This is a genomic window from Streptomyces sp. NPDC006743 (assembly GCF_040703815.1).
Lineage (GTDB): Bacteria > Actinomycetota > Actinomycetes > Streptomycetales > Streptomycetaceae > Streptomyces.
Genome location: NZ_JBEYJA010000043.1, coordinates 36,562 through 54,577 on the forward strand (window position 1 = coordinate 36,562; position 18,016 = coordinate 54,577).

Below are 18,016 nucleotides of genomic sequence, written 5' to 3' on the forward strand. Positions count from 1 at the left end.
ACGTCCGTGGCGCGCCGGAGGAGCCTGGCGCGACGCATCGCCCCGCACGCCCCCTCCCCTCGCCGGCGCACCCGCCCCGCGGGCGTCGAACCCGCGGGGCGGACACCCCGGAAAGCCGCTGGGGTCACGCGCGGGCGCTCTGCGCCGTGAGCGGTTCGCGCGGCATCGCGGCCGGCAGCCAGCGTCCGGTAGGGCTGCCGAAGCTCCGGTCGGCCGCGTCCCAGACCACCTCTCCGGCCCGGAGCGTGGTCAGCACCCTGCCGGCCATCGTCCACCCCTCGTACGCCGACCAGCCGCACTTGGCGTGCACGTCGTGGGCGGAGAGCATCCACGGATCGTCCGGGTCGAAGATCACCAGGTCCGCGTCGGCGCCCGGCTCCAGACGGCCCTTGCCCGGCAGCCGGAAGAGCGCCGCCGGCGTGGCCGCCAGGTGCTCGACGAGCCGCGTGATCGCCACGTCGCAGTCTTCGTCGGGCCACCGCCGGCGCATCCCGGTCCAGACGGCGACGGCCAGCTCCTGCACGCCGGGGATCCCGGGCGGGGCGTCCGGCACCGGCAGGAGCTTCTCCGCCATGGTGTGCGGGGCGTGGTCACTGCCCAGGGTGGCGACCTCGCCGCCGCGCAGGGCGGCCCAGAGCCGGTCCTGGTCCGCCGTGGAGCGGATGGCCGGCGACAGACGGGTACGCGCTCCGGTCCGCAGCGTGTCGTGGTCGGTGAACGACAGGTGGTGCGAGGTCACCTCGAAGGTGAGGGGCAGTCCCTCGGCGCGTGCGGCCGCGAGCAGGTCGACCTCCTCCCCGCTGGACACGTGCAGGATGTGCGCCTCGGTGCCGTGGCGGCGCACGAGCCCGATGACATCGGCCACGGCCGCGATCGCACCGCTGCGCGGCCGTGAACGCTCGTAGGCGGCGTAGTCCCGCAGCCGCCCGCGCACGCCGTCGAGCATCGAGAACAGGGTGTCCCGCTCGGCGTGCAGCACCAGTCGGACGCCGCCGGCAGCGGCGGCGGCGAAGATCCTCTCCAGCTGGTCGCGGTCCCGTACGACCGTCGGCGCGGTCTGGTGCCCGGCCATGAAGACCTTGGCGCTGGTGGCGATCGCGGGGTCGAGGCCGGCGAGCAGTTCGGGGTGGTGCGGGTCGGCGCCCAGGTGGAACCGGAAGTCGACCAGCGACGACCCGGCCACCAGCGCGGCCTTCGCCGCTATCGCCTCCGGTGTCAGCCCCGGAGGCTTCGTGTTCGGCATGTCGATGACCGTGGTGACGCCGCCCGCCACGGCGGCCCGGCCGGCGTGCTCCCAGTCCTCCTTGTGCTCCAGGCCGGGGGTGCGGAAATGCACATGGGAGTCGATCAGCCCGGGCAGGACGTAGGCGTCGCCGGCGTCGAGCCGTGGCACCCCCGGCGCGGCCTCGTCGGCGCCGGTGACGGCGGCGATCCGGCCGGCGGACACCACGACCGCGCCGCGTCGCACTCCCGTGGGCGTGACGAGGCGCCCGCTCACCACGAGATCGGCACGTTCCGGGCTCAGTTCTCCCATGACTCCGCCACCAGCTCTCGGCACAGATCGTTGGTCGGGCCCATCAGGGTGACCGCCCGGGCATCGGCGATCAGCCGGTTCAGCCGGTGATCGACGACGTAACCGGCGGACCCGAGCATGCGGGAGACCTCCAGGCACATCTGCTCGGCGGCGGCCGAGGCGTGCAGCTTGGCCTGCAGCGTGGTCCGGCCCGGATCGTCCGACGACCGGTGGCCCGCGCGCACCACGAAGGCACGCGCCGACTCCAGCAGCGTGCTGAGCGAGACCATCTGGTGCCGGACGGTCTTCGCCCGTGCCTCGTCGAGGCGGGCGCGGTGTCCGGCGGCGAGGTCGTACACCGCCTGGGCGATGCCGATGGACACCGCGCCGAGCGTCGCGCCGCTCTCCCGCACGCCGGCGATGATGGCCGTCGCGTGTCCCAGCGGTCCCAGGCGGTCGTCGTCGGTGACCTCGCAGTCGCCGAGCTGGACGAAGCCCGTCGCCGATCCGCGCATGCCGACCAGTTCCAGGCTCAGGTCGGGTACCAGTCCGGGGTTGTCGCCGCGCACGAGGAAGAAGGTCTGGCCGGCCGAGCCGTAACTGCTGTGCGGGTCGTCCTGTGCCGCCGACGTCTGCACGAGCACCAGGTAGAGGTCCGCGACCCCTGCCCCGGTGGTGAACGCCTTCGCGCCGCTCAGCAGCCACCGGCCGGCCGGGAGCCGCTCGGCGGTGGAGGCCAGCCGCTTCTTGGCGGCCCCCGCCCCCGTCTCGCTCCACGCGGACGCGGCGAGGAACTCGCCCGAGGCCAGGGCCGGCAGGTACCTCGCCTTCTGCTCGTCGGTCCCCCATTCGTCGATGCGCGCGCACACCGCGAAGTGCTGGAACAGGATGATCGCCACGGACGGGTTCACCGTCGCCACCTGTTCCACCACCCGGTTGACGGCCGCCGCGTCACCCCCGGCGCCCCCGTACGCCTCCGGGACGGCGGTGGCGAGCAGACCCGAAGCCCGCAGCCGCGCCAGCGCCTGCGGGTCGGGCTTGCCGCTGACGGCGGTCCGGGCATCGGACGCGCGCAGCATCTCCAGGATCGGCGGGTCGAGGACGGGCCCGACGGTGCGGACGACGTCCTCCGTGCGGATCAGGCTGGAAGCGACAGACATTCTCCGAACTCCCTGGGTCGGAAACGGGTGAGCGATTCGGGGAAGAACGGGCCGTGGTACCGGACGGTCTTGTTGCCCACGGCGACCCAGGCGAGTTCGGTCCGGCCGTCACCGATCCGGGTCGTGGCGGTGACCGCCGTGCTCCCGCCGGCGGTGCGGATGTCCACCTGGCCGCCGGGACAGCCGGCCTCGCGTGCGGCGAGCCAGGGAACGGTCTCCGGGATGCAGCTCGCCGCCCCCAGGCAGACCGCGCCGGTCAGTGCCAGCGTGGGGTGCCAGCCGGGGACGGTCACGGCCCGGGCCGCTATCCGTCCGGCTCCGTCGGGAACGACCACCGCGATCTTGGGGAACGCGCCGTCGGGCGACCAGTCGAGCAACCGGGCCGCCGCCGAGCGGATCCGGCCCAGCCGGTCGAACAGGCCGGCACCCCCGGCGAACAGTTCCGCGGCGTCGCTCACCCCGGCTTCACGCGCGCCGACGAAGACGTACGGGTTGCCGGAGGAGACCATGGAGACGGTCACCTTCTCGTCGTCCACGTCGAGAGTCGTGCGCGGCTCGTCGCGCAGCAGCAGACCCGTCACCGGGACCGGGGGCGTGTGCAGGAAGTACATCGTGCACCGGGCGGTCTCCCGGTCGGCCTCCTCGGTCTCGCACACGAGGTGGTCGCCGTTGTTGAGGACGTGCACCCGGACCCGGTCCCCGGGGCCCTGCCGGGGAAGCATCCCGGACCGCCCGGCGGCCATCACGGAACACAGCACGGAGTGCCCGCACGAGCCGCGCAGATCGAACCGCGCCGGACCGTCCGGCAGCGCCTGGATGAAGCGGTAGTCGAGATCGAACAGCGGATGCGGCGAAGGCTCGATCAGCGCGATCTTGAGTATGTGCGCCCCGCCGGCCCGGACCAGCCGCCGGCGGACCTCGGTGAGGGCCTCCAGCAGCGGCTCCCGCTCCCTGGGGAACTGCCGCGCGTCGAGGACGAGGGTGGGGCAGGGGCTCCCGGACGCGTAGGCGATGTGACCGATCACGCGACCATCGCTCCCCTCGCGGCTTCCACCCGTGCGCCGGGCCGGAACCGCTCCCGCCAGACCTCGTGCACCAGCAGGGCCCAGAGCGTCAGCGCGGCGGTGTCGTCGGGGCGCTCGGCCTGCGCTGTGAAGAGGTTCCGCACGGCGCCGGGGTCGAGCTGGCCCGCGGAGCGCAGCCGGCTCGCGCCGAGCATGTCCTGGGCGAAGTCCCACAGCGGCTGCCCGGGGGCGAGCATCGCGGTGAGCGGCAGGGTGAAGGGCTGCTTCGGGCGGTTCAGGACGTCCATCGGCAGCAGTCCGGAGGCGGCCGCGTAGAGCGCCCGCTTGACCCGGCCGCCGCTGATGCGCATGTGGTCGGGCAGCGCCCGCCCGAAGGCGACGACGTCGCGCTGGCAGAACGGCAGCCGCACCTCGACCGAGTGCGCCATGCTCAGGTGGTCCACACGGCGCAGGTGGTACGCGGGCAGACGGTATTCCATCTCGAAGGCGGTGATCCGGCCCAGCGGGTCGTCGCCGTCGCGCAGCAGGCGGCTCGCCCGCTCGGGAAGCGCGGCCGTGCGGGCCACCTCGTCGGCGTAGTCCTCGGTGTAGAGCAGGCCCCGCAGCCGCGCGGGGGCGACGGCGAGGGCGTCCGCGTACGACGCGCCCCACGCTCCGCGGGCCTCCGCCGCCGCGCGCATCCGGTCGTAGCCGCCGAAGACCTCGTCCGCGCCGTCGCCGGTCAGCGCGACCTTGAAGCCGGCGTCCCGTACGGCGCGGAAGAGGGCGTAGGTGCTGAGCGTGATCGGGTCGGCGTTCGGCTGGCCCAGGTGCCACACGACGTCCGACACCAGGTCGGGGAAGGTGGCCGGATCCAGTTCCACCTGGTGGTAGACCGCCCCGGTCCGCTCCGCGATCTGGCGCGCGAAGCGCCGCTCGTCCCCGGGCCAGGAGCCCTTGTAGGAGAGGTTGAAGGTGTGCAGGTCGCTGCCGTCCTCCGCGGCGAAGGCCGTGACCAGTCCGGAGTCGAGCCCGCCGGAGGTGATGGAGGCGAGCGGGACGTCGGCCGCCCGGAGCCGGCGCACCTCGTCGCGCAGCATCGCGCGCAGCCGGCCGGGGATGTCGTCGCCCGGCAACGGGCCGGGCCGGGGCGGGTTCCGGCGCAGGACGCGCAACCCCGAGGCCCGGTCGCAGACCGCTGTGGCCGCCGGCGGCAGCGCCTTGATGTCGCCGAACATCGTCTGCTCGCCGAAGGGCGTCTTGGTCGCGAGGTAGGCCTCCAGCCCCGGCGTCCAGGCGGTGCGCGACACCGCGTCGAACGCGAGCAGGGCGGGGATCTCCGAGGAGAAGTGCAGCGCTCCCGACGCCGGGTCCCACCGGTAGTACAACGGCTTCATGCCCACGTGATCGGTGGCGAGCACGAGCCGTGGCTCGGCGCGCCGGTCGAGGACGGCGATCGCGTACATGCCGTCCAGGTGCTCGGTGAAGCCGTCGCCGTACATGTCGTACAGCGCGGGGAGGATCGACCCGTCGCAGCGGTCGGAAAAGGTGTAACCCCGCGCGCGCAGCCGCTGCCGGAGCTCGTCGTGGTTGTAGATCTCTCCGTTGAAGACGACTCTTATCCGGCCGTCGAGAAGCTCGTACGGCTGCTGGCCGCCGTCCAGATCCACAATGGCCAGCCGGTTGTTCCCGACGGACCACATCGCGTCGTGCGCACTGCCCTGGCCGTCGGGGCCACCGTGCCGCTGAAGCGCGCCCACCGTCCGAAGTTCGCGCGGGGTCACCACGCCATTAAAATGACCAAATATCCGACACATCGCCCGACTCTCGCCTGTGTGAATTAATGGGAAATGGACTATCAGTACCGATGTGACGGTGGGTCGAATCCGTCTCCTGGCTCAGCGTGCGGCTTCTGCCGGTTCCGCTCTCACCGAGAAAGGAACCGGTCCTCGTTCATCCCATGCATTGCCCCAAGTTGACCAGCCCGACCTAGAAGCGGGCTAGAGCGTCGGTCCGGCACGGGGGCGCCTTCGCGCGCCCGGCGCGGCGCGTCAGCCGGGTCCGCGCGGCCGGCTGCGGCCGGGCAGGGGGCCGTCTGACGGCGCCGGTGCCGGACGCCCGTGAACCCTGGCACACCCCCCGTCCGTTTCCGGTCAGAGACAGTTTCCGGTCACAGACATGTGTGAGCGCGAGTGTGAGTGCGAGCACGGGTGTGAGTGCGCGTACGGCCCCGGGCCGGCCGCTGAAAGGACAGGGCATGGGTATCCCCCCTCACCTTCCCCTGGAGGTGACCTCCGAGGAGGTGCGGGAGCTGGGGGAGATGATGGTCTCCCGGCTCGCGGAGTTCGTACGGGAGGTCCCGGGGCGCCCGGCCGGCCCCGCACCGCACGGGGAGTCCGTCACGGAGCTGGTCGCGCCGTTCACGGCGGCACCGCCGGAGGAGGGCGGTGATCTCTCCGCGCTGCTGGACCGGCTCTGCGAGGCCGCCGGTCTGGCGATGGAGACCGCCGGCCCCCGGGTGATGGCCGCGATCCCGGGCGGCGGGATCTACGTCTCCGCGCTCGCCGAGTTCTTCACCCGGACGGTCAACCGCTTCGGCGGGCTGGCCGCCGCGGCCCCCGCGCTGACCGCCATGGAAGAGAGCGTGCTGCGCTGGATGGCCCAGGACGTGTGCGGGCTGCCCGCGGGCAGTTCCGGCATCCTCACCACGGGCGGCTCGATGGCCAACCTGTCCGCCGTGGTCGCGGCCCGGCACAGCCGCCTGGGGGAGTGCCTGGAGAACGGGACCCTCTACCTCGGCGCGCAGACCCACCACTCGGTGGCGAAGGCCGCCCGGATCGCCGGGATCAGGGAGCACAACGTCCGTCTCGTGCCGACGACGGACCGGCTGCACCTGGACGTCGCGGCGGCGGCCCGGATGATCCGCAGCGACCGGCGGGCCGGGCTGCGGCCCTTCCTGCTGGTGGCCACCGCCGGGACCACGGACGCCGGCGTGATCGACCCCCTGGACGACCTCGCCGCCCTGGCCGCCGAGGAGGACGTCTGGTTCCACGTGGACGCGGCCTACGGAGGGTTCTTCCGGCTGACCGAGCGCGGACGCCGGCGGCTGGCCGGGACAAAGCGGGCGGACTCGGTCACCCTCGACCCGCACAAGACCCTCTTCCTGCCCTTCGGCACCGGAGCGCTCGTCGTACGGGACCCCGCGGCGCTGACCGCCGCGCACCAGGGCACCGGAAGCGTCCTGCAGGACGTCGGCTCCTTCGAAGCGCTTCCCGACTACGCCTACCGGGGCGTCGAACTGAGCCGGGAGAACCGGGGGACACGTGTGTGGCTCCCCCTGCACCTGCACGGGGTGTCGGCCTTTTGCCGCGCACTCGACGAGAAACTCGACCTCGCCGAGTACGCCTACGAGAAGCTCACCGGCATGCCGGAGCTGGAGGTTCCCCTCCGGCCGGAACTGAGCACCGTGACCTTCCGGGTCCGCCCGCGCGACGCGAGCCCCGAAGCCGTCCGGGAGGCCGACGAGGCGACGCGCCGGCTCCCGCGGCGCATCAACGCGAGCGGGCGCGTACTGATCTACAGCACCGTCGTCGAAGGCCGCCAGACCGTCCGCATGTGCGTCGTGGCGTACGCGACGCACAAGGAACACGTGGACGAGGCGCTGGAGGAGACGGCGGCCGCCGTCGCGGCGCTCTGATCCGACGGGTCGGTGCATTCCTGCAGAACATGAACGAAATCTTGAAAAGCCCAGGAATTCAGGGAAATCCAGTACATCGGGGGAATGGAATGGCTCGTTTCGGTCTCTATGACGCGTGGAACGAATCGGTGGGGGAGTTCCTGTGCACGCAGTGGGACCGGGCCTGTGACGCCCTGGTGGTCCCCGCCGGCGAGGCGCGGACGGCGAGTGCCCTGCTCAGAGAGGCGCTTGAACCGTGGTTCGCCCTGAAGATCGGCGCTGAGTGCCGCCGTCCGTCGTACGTGGCCGAGGACGGGTTCCCGGCGGAGATGTCGGTCAAGTGGTCGGCCTCCCGCCCGGAGATACGGGTCCTCTTCGACATCGGATTCGCGGACGCGCGGCCCGATGTGACCGCCCTGACCGCCACCGTCCGGCTGGCCGGGCGACTGGGCGCCTCGCTCGACGGTTTCGAGCGCACCGGTGACCTGTTCCTCGACGGCCGGCTCGGCGTCCCGGCCCCCCTGTGGCACTCACTCGTCCTGCGCCCCGGCGAACCGCCCTCCCTGAAGGCGTACTTCGGGCTGTACCGCTGGGGGACGAGCGAACGCGAGGCGGTGGTCGCAGCCGCCATGGAACGCCTGGGCATGGGGGAGGCATGGGCCGCGACCTCCGCCGGGATGGACCTCGCCCGGCACGAGCTGGAGTTCTTCGCCCTCGACCTCTCCGGCGCGCCGCAGAGCCGGGCGAAGGTCTACCACCGCAGTGCCACCGCCACGCTGGACGAGCTGAACGCCCTTGCCGCACGCGCCCTTTCGCACGATCCCGTACGGGCCGGACGCGGCTACCGGGCCCTGGCCGGCGGGGACGGCAACGACGCCGGCGAGGCCGCCCTGACCTGCCTGGCCTTCCGCAAGGGCTGCCGCCAGGCCGAGGAGGCGACGACGTACCTGCGCATGAGCAGTCTGGCCCGCAGCGAACGGGACACGACCGAACGCGTGGCGGCGCTCCTGGAGAGCGAGGGCATCCCCACCGGCCCCTACCGCGACCTCGTGGACGCGCTCGCACCCCGGCCGCTCGAAGCCTTCCTCGGCCTCCAGGAACTGGTCAGCTACCGCACCGTCGGCCGGCGCGCGGACATGACCACCTACTTCCGCTTCCCCGTCTACCCGATCACCCGCAACCCGCCGCGGTCCACCCGGCGCACCACGCTCGCCCCCGTCGCCGCCCCGGCGTTCCGCGGCGACTGACGGGCTCCCGGCGGCCGCCCCTTCGGGCCCGGCCCGGCGAGCGCCTTTCCCCGCCTGCCGCCCGCCCTCTCCTCGTCACTGCGTCCCCTCCCCCGTGTCCTGCTGCGGCCGCAGCCGCCGCCCCACCATGTGAGATGCGTTCCTGCGGCCGGATCCGGAGCGGTTAGGCTCGCGGGATTCCCGGCGCGAGGGTTCCGGGCCGGGCCCTGCGGGGGTGGGATGGACAAGGGTGTGTTCGGTCGGTTGCTGCGGGAGGCGCGGCAGCGTTCGCTGCTGACGCTGGAGAGCCTCGCGGACGCGTCGGGGGTGAGTGTCCGGGCCATCAGTGACATGGAGCGGGGCAGGAGTCTGCCGCGGCAGGCGACGCTGGCCGAGCTGATGGACGCGCTGGAGCTGGGGGAGGAGGAGCGGCGGCGGCTGGTGCAGGCGGCCGCTCCGGGCCGGCGGACCGCGCAGGTCCCGCAGCAACTGCCGCCCGATCTCGCGGTGTTCCGCGGCCGCCAGGACGCGCTCGACACCGTGCACGGGTTCCTGGAAGGGACCGCCGGCCGGGGCCGCCACGTCGTCATCTCGGCGATCGGCGGCATGGCCGGGGTGGGCAAGACGGCGCTGGCGGTGCACTGGGCGCACCGGGTGGCGGACCGTTTCCCCGACGGCCAGCTGTACGTGAACCTGCGCGGCTTCGAGGATTCGGGGTCCCCGCTGGACCCGGGAGAGGTGCTCGGCGGGTTCCTCCGGGCGCTCGGGGCGACCAGCGCCGACATCCCGCCCGGCGCGCGCGAGCGCGGTGCCCTGTTCCGGGAGCGGACGGCCGCCCTGCGGCTGATCGTGCTGCTGGACAACGCGCGCGACGCCGAGCAGGTACGGCCGCTGCTGCCCGCCTCGGCGGGATGCCTGACGCTCATCACCTCGCGCGACCGGCTCTCCGGCCTCGCCGGGGAGGAGGGCGCCTCCCTGATCGGCCTGGACGTGTGGAGCCAGGAGGAGGCCCTTGCCGCACTGGCCGCCAGGATCGGTGAGGACCGGTGCCGTACCGAGCCCGACGCGGCCGCCGAACTGGTGGAGCTGTGCGGGTACCTGCCGCTGGCGGTGGCCGTCGTCGGCGCCCAGCTCAGTGCCGCGCCCCGGATGTCCCTGCGGCGGGGCGCACGTGAGCTGCGGGAGGCGAGCCCCCGCCTGGACGCCCTGTCGGGCGACGACCGGCGGGTCGACGTCCGTGCCGTCTTCTCCTGGTCCTACCGCGCCCTCGCCCCCGGTACGGCACGCTTCTTCCGCCACCTCTGCCTGCACCCCGGACCGGCGGTGTCCGCCGAGGCGGCCGCCTCCCTCGCCGCCGTCGGGATGGCCGAGGCCCGCCGCCACCTGCGCGAACTGACCACGGTCAGCCTGCTGTCCCGCGACGCCGACGGCCGGTACGTCCTGCACGACCTGGTACGGGCCTACGGCGGCGAACTCGTCGAGCGGGAACACGACGACCGCCTCGGCGCCCGGACCCGCCTGCTGGACTACCTGCACCACAACGCCCAGGTGGCGGGCCACGCGCTGGAGGCGCGGCTCGGAGCCGAACCGGCCGGCACCCCGGCTCCTGGCGTGGTGTCGGTCGCGATCGACGGCCGGGCGGAGGCGCTGGCCTGGTTCCGGCAGGAGGAGGCGGTCGCCGCCGCCGCGCTGCGGACCGTCGACGACGCGCGGCTGCTGCCCCGGCTCGCCGCACTCCCGACGGCGTGGGTCGGGTACAACGCGGTCGCGGGCCGCTGGGCCGAGGAGATCTCCGCCGAGCGCATCGGGCTCGACGCGGCCCTCCTGCTCGACGACCCGGCCGCCGTCGCCAGGGCCGGCGCCAACCTGGCGCGTGCGCTGGCCGAGACGGGCCAGTCGGCCGAGGCCGACGAACAGGTCGGCCTGCTGCTCAAGCACGTGCACCGGCTGGATCCCGCGGAGCGCGCCGCCACCGAGCGGAGCATCGGGTGGGTGCGCGGGCGGCAGCAACGCTACGGCGAGGCCCTGCACCACGCGCGCGGCGCCCTGGCGCTGTACCGCACCCTCGGCCGGCCGGCCCTGCTCGCGCGGGAACTCAACGCCGTCGGCTGGTACCTCGCCCTGCTCGGTGAGTACCGGGAGGCGATCACCATGTGCGAGGAGGCGCTGCCCATCCTCCAGGAGAGCGGCAACCGCCGTAACGAGGCGGCGACGTGGGACAGCATCGCCTACGCCCGGCAGCGCCTGGGCGAGTCCGGGAATGCGGTCGCCACCTACCGCAGGGCGCTGAGCCTGCTGGAGGAACTCCAGGACGACTACAACCAGGCCGAAGTGCTGGACCACCTCGCGTCCGCCCAGCTCGAACTGGGAGACACGGACGAGGCGCGGGCGAGCTGGACACGGGCCGCCGAGCTGCTGCGTGCGTTCGGCAGCCCGCGCGCCGAGCAGATGAGGGCCAAGGCGGACGCCCTGCCCTGACCGAGGGGCCACCGGACCGACGCCCCCGGACGGGCCACCGGACCGGACACCCTCGGACCCGGACACTCGGGACTCCGGACCCCTCCGCCCCGGCGGTACGGCTCCCGGTCGGCGCCCGTCGGCCGGTGAAGGGGCGTCGCCCGCGACCCCGTACCGCTCAGACGGCCGTCGGGTCCGCGGCGCGCAGTTGGGCGATTCCCCAGTCCAGGGCGGCCTCCAGGTGGGTGAGGCGGCCGGTGGCGAGCAGGAGGGCCACTCCGCCCTGGATGCCGGCCAGCAGGGCCGCCGAGGCGGTGTCCACCTCGAACGCGTCCGGCAGACGGCCCGTGCGCACCAGGGCCCTGATCCCCTCGGCGATGTGCTCCTGCCACCTGCGCATCAGCTCGACGACCACGGCCTGCGCCCCGGGAGAGGCGGTACCGACCTGTCGGAGCAGTGAGCCGAGGGGACACGTGTCGCCCTGCTCCCGGTACCGGGCGACGACCGAGTCCCGCCACCTGTCCCACGCGTCCCAGTCGTCCAGGTGCCCCAGATGCGGCTGCTGGTCGTCCAGGACCCGGTCCGCCTCGAAGTGGGCGACGGCGAGCAGGAGTTGGTCCCTGCCTTCGGGAAAGTAGTGGAACAACTGGCTCTTGCTGGTCCGGGTCCGCTCGCGGATGTCGTCCAGTGTGGCCGTGATCCCCGCTTCCCGCAGGACCTCGGCGGCACCGGCGACGATCCGCCGCCGCGTCGCCTGCCCCTTGGGTGTCAGCACATGGGCCATACTCCAGCTCCCCTTCACCGGACCGGTGCGTTTCATCCTACGGCCGCCGGTGTCACCGGCCGGGGGCCGGACGCGCCCCGCCCGGCAGGCAGGGGGGACCGAACGCGCCGCCCCCGCCCCGGCTCTACGGCCCCCCGCCCGCAGGTGGGCAACCCGCGCTCCCTGGCAGGCGGGGCCCCGAACACCCCTGGCAGGCGGGGCCCCGAACATCCCTGGCAGGCGGCGACCCGAACGCGCCCCCGCCGCCCCCGGCCCTACTCACCGGCCGTCCGCGCCCCCGCCGCCCCCGGCCCTACTCACCGGCCGCCCGCGTCACCGCCGCCCCCGGCCCTATTCCCCCACCGCCCGCGTCACCGGCACCCGCGCCGCCCGCGCCCCCGGGCCCAGCGCGGCCAGCACCCCGATCACGGCCGCGCCGAGGAAGAACAGCAGCAGCGACGCCCACGGCACGGAGATCACCGCGCCCGTCTGGCCGGACACCGCCGCCACCCCGGCGGCGCCGCCCGCCAGGATCCCCAGTCCGGCGCCCAGCAGGGACACCACGACCGACTCCACCCGCAGCATGGAACGCACCCCCGCGCGGTCAAGACCGACGGCCCGCAGCAGCCCGATCTCCCGCACCCGTTCGAACACCGCCATGCCCATGGTGTTGGCGACCCCCAGCGCCCCGATGCCCACCGTGACGCTGAGCATCGCGTACAGCACCGACAACAACGGACCGAACGCCTCGGCCGCCTCCCGCCCGGCGTCGCCCCGGTCCTGGACGACCAGCAGCGGATTGTCCAGGGCGCGGCGGACCTCCTGCTTCAGGGCGGCGATACCACCCGGCCGCGCGCGCACCAGGACGGAGGTGACCGGGCCGCCGCGCGCCACACCTGCCCCCGCCAGGGCGCTCTCCGGGAGGAGGGCCGGGCCCAGGGCCTCGGGGCCGTCGTAGACCGCGACGACCGGCCGGTCCAGGGAAGGCCCGCCCGGCACGCCGGCGTCGGACAGCTCCCGGCCGGTGAGGCGGTCACCCGGGCGCCAGCCGTGTTCGGCGGCGAGCGCCGAGCTGACGGCGACTCCCCGCGCCAGGTCGTCCAGGGACCCGGCGCGCACGGTCAGGTCGCCGAGGCGCCCCCGTCCCACGGCGTCCGGATCCACGACGGCCGTCCACAGCGTCGAGCCGTCGCGCAGGCGGAACGCCGCCTCCCGCACCGAGGTCACCGCCGCCGCGTGCGGCAGCCGCGCGACCTTCCGCGCCGTGTCAGCACCGACCTGGGCGAAGTCGACGGCGGTGATCCGCAGGTCCGTCGGCATCTGAGCCTGCGCCTTGCGGTCCGCCGTGGCGCTCAGGGACGACAGTGCCACGGTGACCGCGCTGACGAGCGCCACACACACGGTGAGCGCCCCCGCCGTCGCCGCGGTGCGCCGGGGGTTGCGGCACACGTTGGCCAGCGCCAGCACACCCCGCACCCCGGACACCCGCCGCAGGGGCGCGCGCAGCACACGGGTGAGCGGCGGAGCGAGCACCGGGACGAGCAGGACCAGTCCGCCGAGCAGCACCGGCAGGCCGACGGCGAGCACCCCGAGGTCCCCGCCGGCGAAGGCCGGCAGCAGCGCGCCGACGGCCGAGGCCGACAGCCCGGCGAGGGTGCGGCGGCGCAGCGAGGGCGCCGCCGCGGGCAGACCGGTGCGCAGCGCCGCGACCGGGGCGACGGCGGAGGCGCGCAGGGCGGGCACGCAGGCGGCCGCGGCGGTGACGGCGACCCCGACGGCGAGGGCCGTCAGCAGCGGGACGGCGGCGAGGGGCTCCAGCGGGGCCGCGACCGCCGGTCCGCTCGCGCGCCCGAACAGGGCACCCAGCGCCCCGGCCACGCCGATCCCGGCCGCGTACCCGGCCAGGGCGGCGGCCGCCCCCACCAGCACCGCCTCGCCGAGCACCGTCCGCAGGACCCGCCCGCGGCTCGCGCCCACCGCCCGCAGCAGGGCGTGTTCGCGGGCGCGTGCGGCGCTGAGCATCGTGAAGGTGTTGCCCACCAGGAAGGCCGAGACGAACAGGGCGATGCCCGCGAACACCAGCAGCAGCGTGCCGAGTTTGGCGCGGTCGGGCGCCGCCGCGGCCCGCGCGTCCAGCTCCGCGCGGGTGACCGCCTCCAGGCCGGCGGGCAGCGCCCGCGCCACGCGGTCCGCGAGCACGGCGGGCGGGGTGCCGGGGGCGGCCGTCAGTGTCACCGACGCGTACGCGCCCGGCGCCGGCGCGAACAGCGAGCGCGCGGTGGCCTGGTCGAACGCGGTGACCGTACCGCCGGCGGCGACGGCGGGGTCGTACACGGTGAAGACGCCGGTGAGCCGGACCGAGCGGACCTCGCCCCGTACGACGATCCGCACCCGGTCCCCGACCCGGTACCCGCCGCGCCGGGCCGACCAGCGGTCGAGGGCGACCTCACCGGGACCGTGCGGGCCGCGTCCGTCCGTCAGGGGGTAGCGGGGGTCCCGTCCACGCCGGTCCGGTACGAAGTTCACCCCGGCCGCCTCGGACGCCGGACCCACCAGGGTGCCGTCCCGCGCCACGAGGAACGCCGGGCCCGCCAGGGTGCCGCGCGCCGAGGCCGCCCCGGGCAGGGCGGACAGCCGGCGCAGCAGCGCCTCGTCCGGTACCGGGGCGGTGCCGGACGGCCCCGGGGCGCCCGTGGCGCGCACCTCCACCGACACGTCGGGCCGCGAGGCCCGCTGGAGCCGGTCGGCGCCGGCGGCCAGGGAACGGCTGTACAGCAGCGAACCGCTGACACAGGCGACACCGATCAGCACCGCCAGGGCGGGCAGTGCGAAGCGGCGCAGGTCGCGGCGGACGGAGCGCAGGACGGTACGGAACATGAGGCCTTCCAGTGCGGCGGCCGGGGAGGGGGACGCCCGGGGAGAAGGGGCAGGTGTCCCGATCCTGGCCGCCGGCGGGGCGCCGCCGGATCGGCCGGAGGACCGAAACCCGCCGGCCGGTGGGCGCCGCGCCTCGGCCGAACGGTCGAGGCGCGGCCCGCTGCGGGCCCGTAACCTGCACAGACATGAAGCAGTTCTTCGACGTCCCGGCCGTCCGCCGGATCGCTGCCCCGGTGACCCGCCGGATCGGTGCCCCTGCGGGCCGGCGGATCGCGGCGGTCTGCGCGGGGGCCGTCCTGCTGGCCGCGGTGGCCGCCGAGGGGACCGACACCGGGTCCGTGCCGTCGGCCGCGGCCTGGACGGTGTCCGGCGGGCTGGCCCTGGCCGCCCTCGCCGTCCCCCGCGGCCGCTTCGGCCGGACGGCCCTCGCCGCGGTCGTCACGTCCTGCCTGGTGTCCCTGGTGACCCAGCGCACGGGCGTCCACGCCGAACACACCTTCGGCGTCGTCGAGACGTGCGCGCTGCTCCTGGTCGTCGCCCGCGCGCTGCGCCTGCGGCCGCCGCTGCGGGCCGCGGCCCTGGCCGGGGGCGCGGTGACCGCCCTCACGGTGATCTTCCTGCGGCTGCCGCCGGCCGAGTACGGGCGGGCGGGCTCGTTCGCCGTCCCCGTCCTGTGGGGCGCGGCGGCCCTCGCGGCGGTGCTCGGCCTGTACCTGCGGCTGCTCGACAGGTTCCGCGAGCGGGAGCACGAGACCGCCCTTCAGCAGCAACGCCTGGACTACGCGCGGGAATTGCACGACTTCGTCGGCCACCACGTGACCGCGATCATCGCCCAGACCAAGGCCGTGCGCTTCGCCTCGGCCGCCGGGCGGCCGCCGGACGCCGGGGAACTGGACGGCATGCTCGCGCAGATCGAGGAGGCCGGTTCGCAGGCGATGCAGTCGATGCGGAGCATGGTGGCCGTCCTGCGGGATCCGCGGGGGCCCGGGGCCGTGGCGGGGCCGGGCGCCGGTCTCGCCGACCTGCGCGCGCTGACGGCGCGCTTCTCCGCTGCGGGCCCGGCCGCCGGACTCACGCTCGACCCGCGCCTGATCGCCGCGGAGCTGCCGCCCGGCATCGCCACCACCGTGCACCAGGTCGTGCGCGAGGCGCTGACGAACGTGCGCCGGCACGCGCACGGCGCGAAGGCGGTCACGGTGGACGTCCGGCTGGGCGGCGACACCGCCCGGCCGGTCGTACGGGTCTCGGTGTGCGACGACACGGAGGCCGCCGTCGGGGCCGCGGCCGGCGCCGCCCGGCCCGCGCGCGGCGGGCGGCACGGGGCCGGGCAGGCAAGCGGATCCGGGTACGGCCTGGTCGGGCTCCGCGAACGCGCCGCCATGGTCGGCGGGACGGTCACGGCGGGCCCGCGCCCCGGTGTCGGCTGGGTCGTCGAAGCGGACCTCCCGCTGCCGGGCCCCTTGCCGGTCCCCTCGTCCGCTTCCCCGCCCGGCGCCTCCTCCCCGTCCTCCTCCGCGCCCGGCTCCTCGTCCGCTTCCCCGCCCGGGCCGCCCGCCCTCGGCACGGACGCCGCCCGGGCTGCTGACACCCTGGGCCCATGACGATCAGAATCCTCATCGCCGACGACCAGCAGATGATCCGCTCGGCCTACGGCATGATCCTCGGTTCGCAGCCCGACATGGAGATCGTCGCGTCGGTGGCCGACGGTGCCACCGCGGTCCAGGAGGCCAGGCGTCTGCGCCCGGACGTGTGTCTGCTGGACATCCGCATGCCGGGCCTCGACGGTCTGGAGGCGACCCGGCTGCTGGCGGGCCCGGAGGCGGACGAGCCGCTGAACGTCCTCATCGCGACCACCTTCGACGTCGACGAGTACGTGTACCGTGCCCTGCGCAACGGGGCCTGCGGCTTCCTGCTCAAGGACGGCTCGCCCGCGCTGCTGGTCGAGGCGGTCCGGGCGGTGGCCGCGGACAACGCCCTCATCTCGCCGTCGATCACGGTCCGGTTGCTGAAACACATGACGGACGCGGCCTCGGAAGCCGTGACGCGCGCCGGGCGCCCTGAGCGTGCCGGGCGGCGGCCACCGAGCGAGTCGCGTACCGCCCGCGAACTCCCGCTGACCGCCCGGGAGACGGACGTCGTACGCCTCGTCGCCCGGGGCCGCACCAACGAGGAACTGGCGGCCGAACTGCACGTCTCGCTCTCCACCGTGAAGACGCACCTGGGCAGCGTGCAGCGCAAGCTCGCCGCCCGCAACCGGGTGGAGATCGCCGCCTGGGCCTGGGAGAACGGCGTGTGCGGCGGCCGGGAGGGGCGGGAGCTCTGAGAGAGAGGAGAGCGGGCCGGTGCGGTGGACTGCCGCTTCCGCTTCCGCCCGGTCTCACTCGTCCTCGGTGATGAAGCCGCTCAGTGCGGCAGCGACGGCACCGGGCTGTTCGTCGGGGATGAAGTGTCCCGAGTCCGGCACGGCGATCCCGGTGGCGTGGCCGGCCCACGGCCTGAGGGAAGCCGCCATGTCGGGGATGGAGCCGTGGCTGCCGGAGATCCCGAGAACCGGGACCGTCAGGCGCTGCCGGTCCAGCGCCTCGTGGTTCTTCCGCGCCGACTCGGCGGCGTCCCGGTAGTAGGCCAGAGAGGCGCGGAGACCGCCGTCGGCGGCCACGGACGCGGCGTACTGCTCGATCTCGGCGTCGTCGAAGGTGTCGGGGGAGAGGGTCTTGGCCTTCAGGAACCAGCCGACGTACTCCCGTTCGCGGCCGGCGAGCAGGGTCTCGGGCAGGTCGGGCACGAGGTGGAAGGCGAAGTGCCAGGTCTTCCACGCCTGCTCGGGGTCGGTGGGAACGGCGTCGGGGAGCGTGATGCCCGGGATGCCGGCGTCGAGCAGCGCGAGGCCGCGCAGCCGGCTCTGGTGCTTCAGGGCGAGGGAGAAGGCGACCCACGCGCCGATGTCGTGGGCGACCAGCCAGTATGCCGGGACTCCGAGCGCCTCGACGGCGGCGTGGACGTGCGCGGCGACCGTGTGCGTGTCGTAGCTGATGTCAGGGCGTTCGGAGTGGCCCTGGCCCGGCAGGTCGATCGCGATGACGTGGAACCGGCCGGCCAGGTGCGGCATCACCTTGCGCCATGCCCACCAGGTCTGCGGGAATCCGGCGAGCAGCACGACGGCCGGACCGTCCGTCCGGCCGCCCTCGACCGCGTGGAGCCGGACGCCGTCCGCGTCGACCCAACGGTGGGTGAAGCCGGCCAGGTCGGGCAGCGGCAGGCCGCGGACCGGGTTGCCGAGGACGCGGGGGGCGCTTGCGGGGTCGTTCATGGTTCTCCTCCACTGGCGTGACGAACGCGA

General features: G+C 74.6%; 12 protein-coding genes. 5 read left to right on the forward strand and 7 right to left on the reverse strand.

Annotation, left to right across the window (positions count from 1 at the left end; translation table 11 throughout):
* Window positions 1-124 precede the first annotated feature (124 nt).
* The 4 genes from ABZ719_RS28160 to asnB are packed head-to-tail and all read right to left on the reverse strand — an operon-like array spanning window position 125 to window position 5,494.
* The gene (locus ABZ719_RS28160) at window positions 125-1,534 is read right to left on the reverse strand and encodes a dihydroorotase family protein (RefSeq protein WP_366727978.1); all 1,410 of its coding nucleotides are present in this window, start codon (window positions 1,532-1,534) and stop codon (window positions 125-127) included.
* Window positions 1,522-2,673 carry an acyl-CoA dehydrogenase family protein gene (locus ABZ719_RS28165; RefSeq protein WP_366727979.1) on the reverse strand — a complete coding sequence of 384 codons (1,152 nt, stop codon included), beginning with the start codon at window positions 2,671-2,673 and terminating at the stop codon, window positions 1,522-1,524. Before ABZ719_RS28165 ends, ABZ719_RS28160 begins: the two co-directional genes overlap by 13 nt.
* Complete coding sequence (locus tag ABZ719_RS28170) at window positions 2,652-3,698, reverse strand: hypothetical protein (protein ID WP_366727980.1); 1,047 nt, start codon at window positions 3,696-3,698, stop codon at window positions 2,652-2,654. Before ABZ719_RS28170 ends, ABZ719_RS28165 begins: the two co-directional genes overlap by 22 nt.
* A complete protein-coding gene (gene asnB / locus ABZ719_RS28175) occupies window positions 3,695-5,494 on the reverse strand; it encodes an asparagine synthase (glutamine-hydrolyzing) (RefSeq protein ID WP_366727981.1) in 1,800 nt (599 codons plus the stop codon). The genes ABZ719_RS28170 and asnB overlap by 4 nt, the downstream gene beginning before the upstream one ends.
* Window positions 5,495-5,934: 440 nt before the next feature.
* On the opposite strand from asnB, the gene ABZ719_RS28180 reads away from it, so the two are divergent.
* The 3 genes from ABZ719_RS28180 to ABZ719_RS28190 all read left to right on the forward strand — a co-directional run bounded on the left by ABZ719_RS28180 (window position 5,935) and on the right by ABZ719_RS28190 (window position 11,057).
* Window positions 5,935-7,374, forward strand: coding sequence for an aminotransferase class V-fold PLP-dependent enzyme (locus tag ABZ719_RS28180; RefSeq protein WP_366727982.1), 1,440 nt, complete (start codon window positions 5,935-5,937; stop codon window positions 7,372-7,374).
* An 89-nt stretch (window positions 7,375-7,463) separates the two neighbouring features.
* A complete protein-coding gene (locus tag ABZ719_RS28185) occupies window positions 7,464-8,600 on the forward strand; it encodes a hypothetical protein (protein WP_366727983.1) in 1,137 nt (378 codons plus the stop codon).
* Between the two features lie 219 nt (window positions 8,601-8,819).
* A complete protein-coding gene (locus ABZ719_RS28190) occupies window positions 8,820-11,057 on the forward strand; it encodes a tetratricopeptide repeat protein (protein WP_366727984.1) in 2,238 nt (745 codons plus the stop codon).
* Window positions 11,058-11,214: 157 nt separating this feature from the next.
* Here the strand turns inward: ABZ719_RS28190 and ABZ719_RS28195 are convergent, their stop codons facing one another.
* Window positions 11,215-11,820 carry a helix-turn-helix domain-containing protein gene (locus ABZ719_RS28195; protein ID WP_366727985.1) on the reverse strand — a complete coding sequence of 202 codons (606 nt, stop codon included), beginning with the start codon at window positions 11,818-11,820 and terminating at the stop codon, window positions 11,215-11,217.
* Window positions 11,821-12,150: 330 nt separating this feature from the next.
* The gene (locus ABZ719_RS28200; protein ID WP_366727986.1) at window positions 12,151-14,676 is read right to left on the reverse strand and encodes an FtsX-like permease family protein; all 2,526 of its coding nucleotides are present in this window, start codon (window positions 14,674-14,676) and stop codon (window positions 12,151-12,153) included.
* Window positions 14,677-14,861: 185 nt separating this feature from the next.
* Here ABZ719_RS28200 and ABZ719_RS28205 point away from each other — a divergent pair, with 185 nt between their 5' ends.
* The gene (locus tag ABZ719_RS28205) at window positions 14,862-16,277 is read left to right on the forward strand and encodes a histidine kinase (protein WP_366727987.1); all 1,416 of its coding nucleotides are present in this window, start codon (window positions 14,862-14,864) and stop codon (window positions 16,275-16,277) included.
* The gene (locus ABZ719_RS28210; RefSeq protein ID WP_366727988.1) at window positions 16,274-16,999 is read left to right on the forward strand and encodes a response regulator transcription factor; all 726 of its coding nucleotides are present in this window, start codon (window positions 16,274-16,276) and stop codon (window positions 16,997-16,999) included. The genes ABZ719_RS28205 and ABZ719_RS28210 overlap by 4 nt, the downstream gene beginning before the upstream one ends.
* Window positions 17,000-17,053: 54 nt before the next feature.
* Here the strand turns inward: ABZ719_RS28210 and ABZ719_RS28215 are convergent, their stop codons facing one another.
* Window positions 17,054-17,986 (reverse strand): alpha/beta hydrolase, encoded by a 933-nt coding sequence (locus tag ABZ719_RS28215; protein ID WP_366727989.1) that lies wholly within the window; start codon window positions 17,984-17,986, stop codon window positions 17,054-17,056.
* Window positions 17,987-18,016 lie beyond the last annotated feature (30 nt).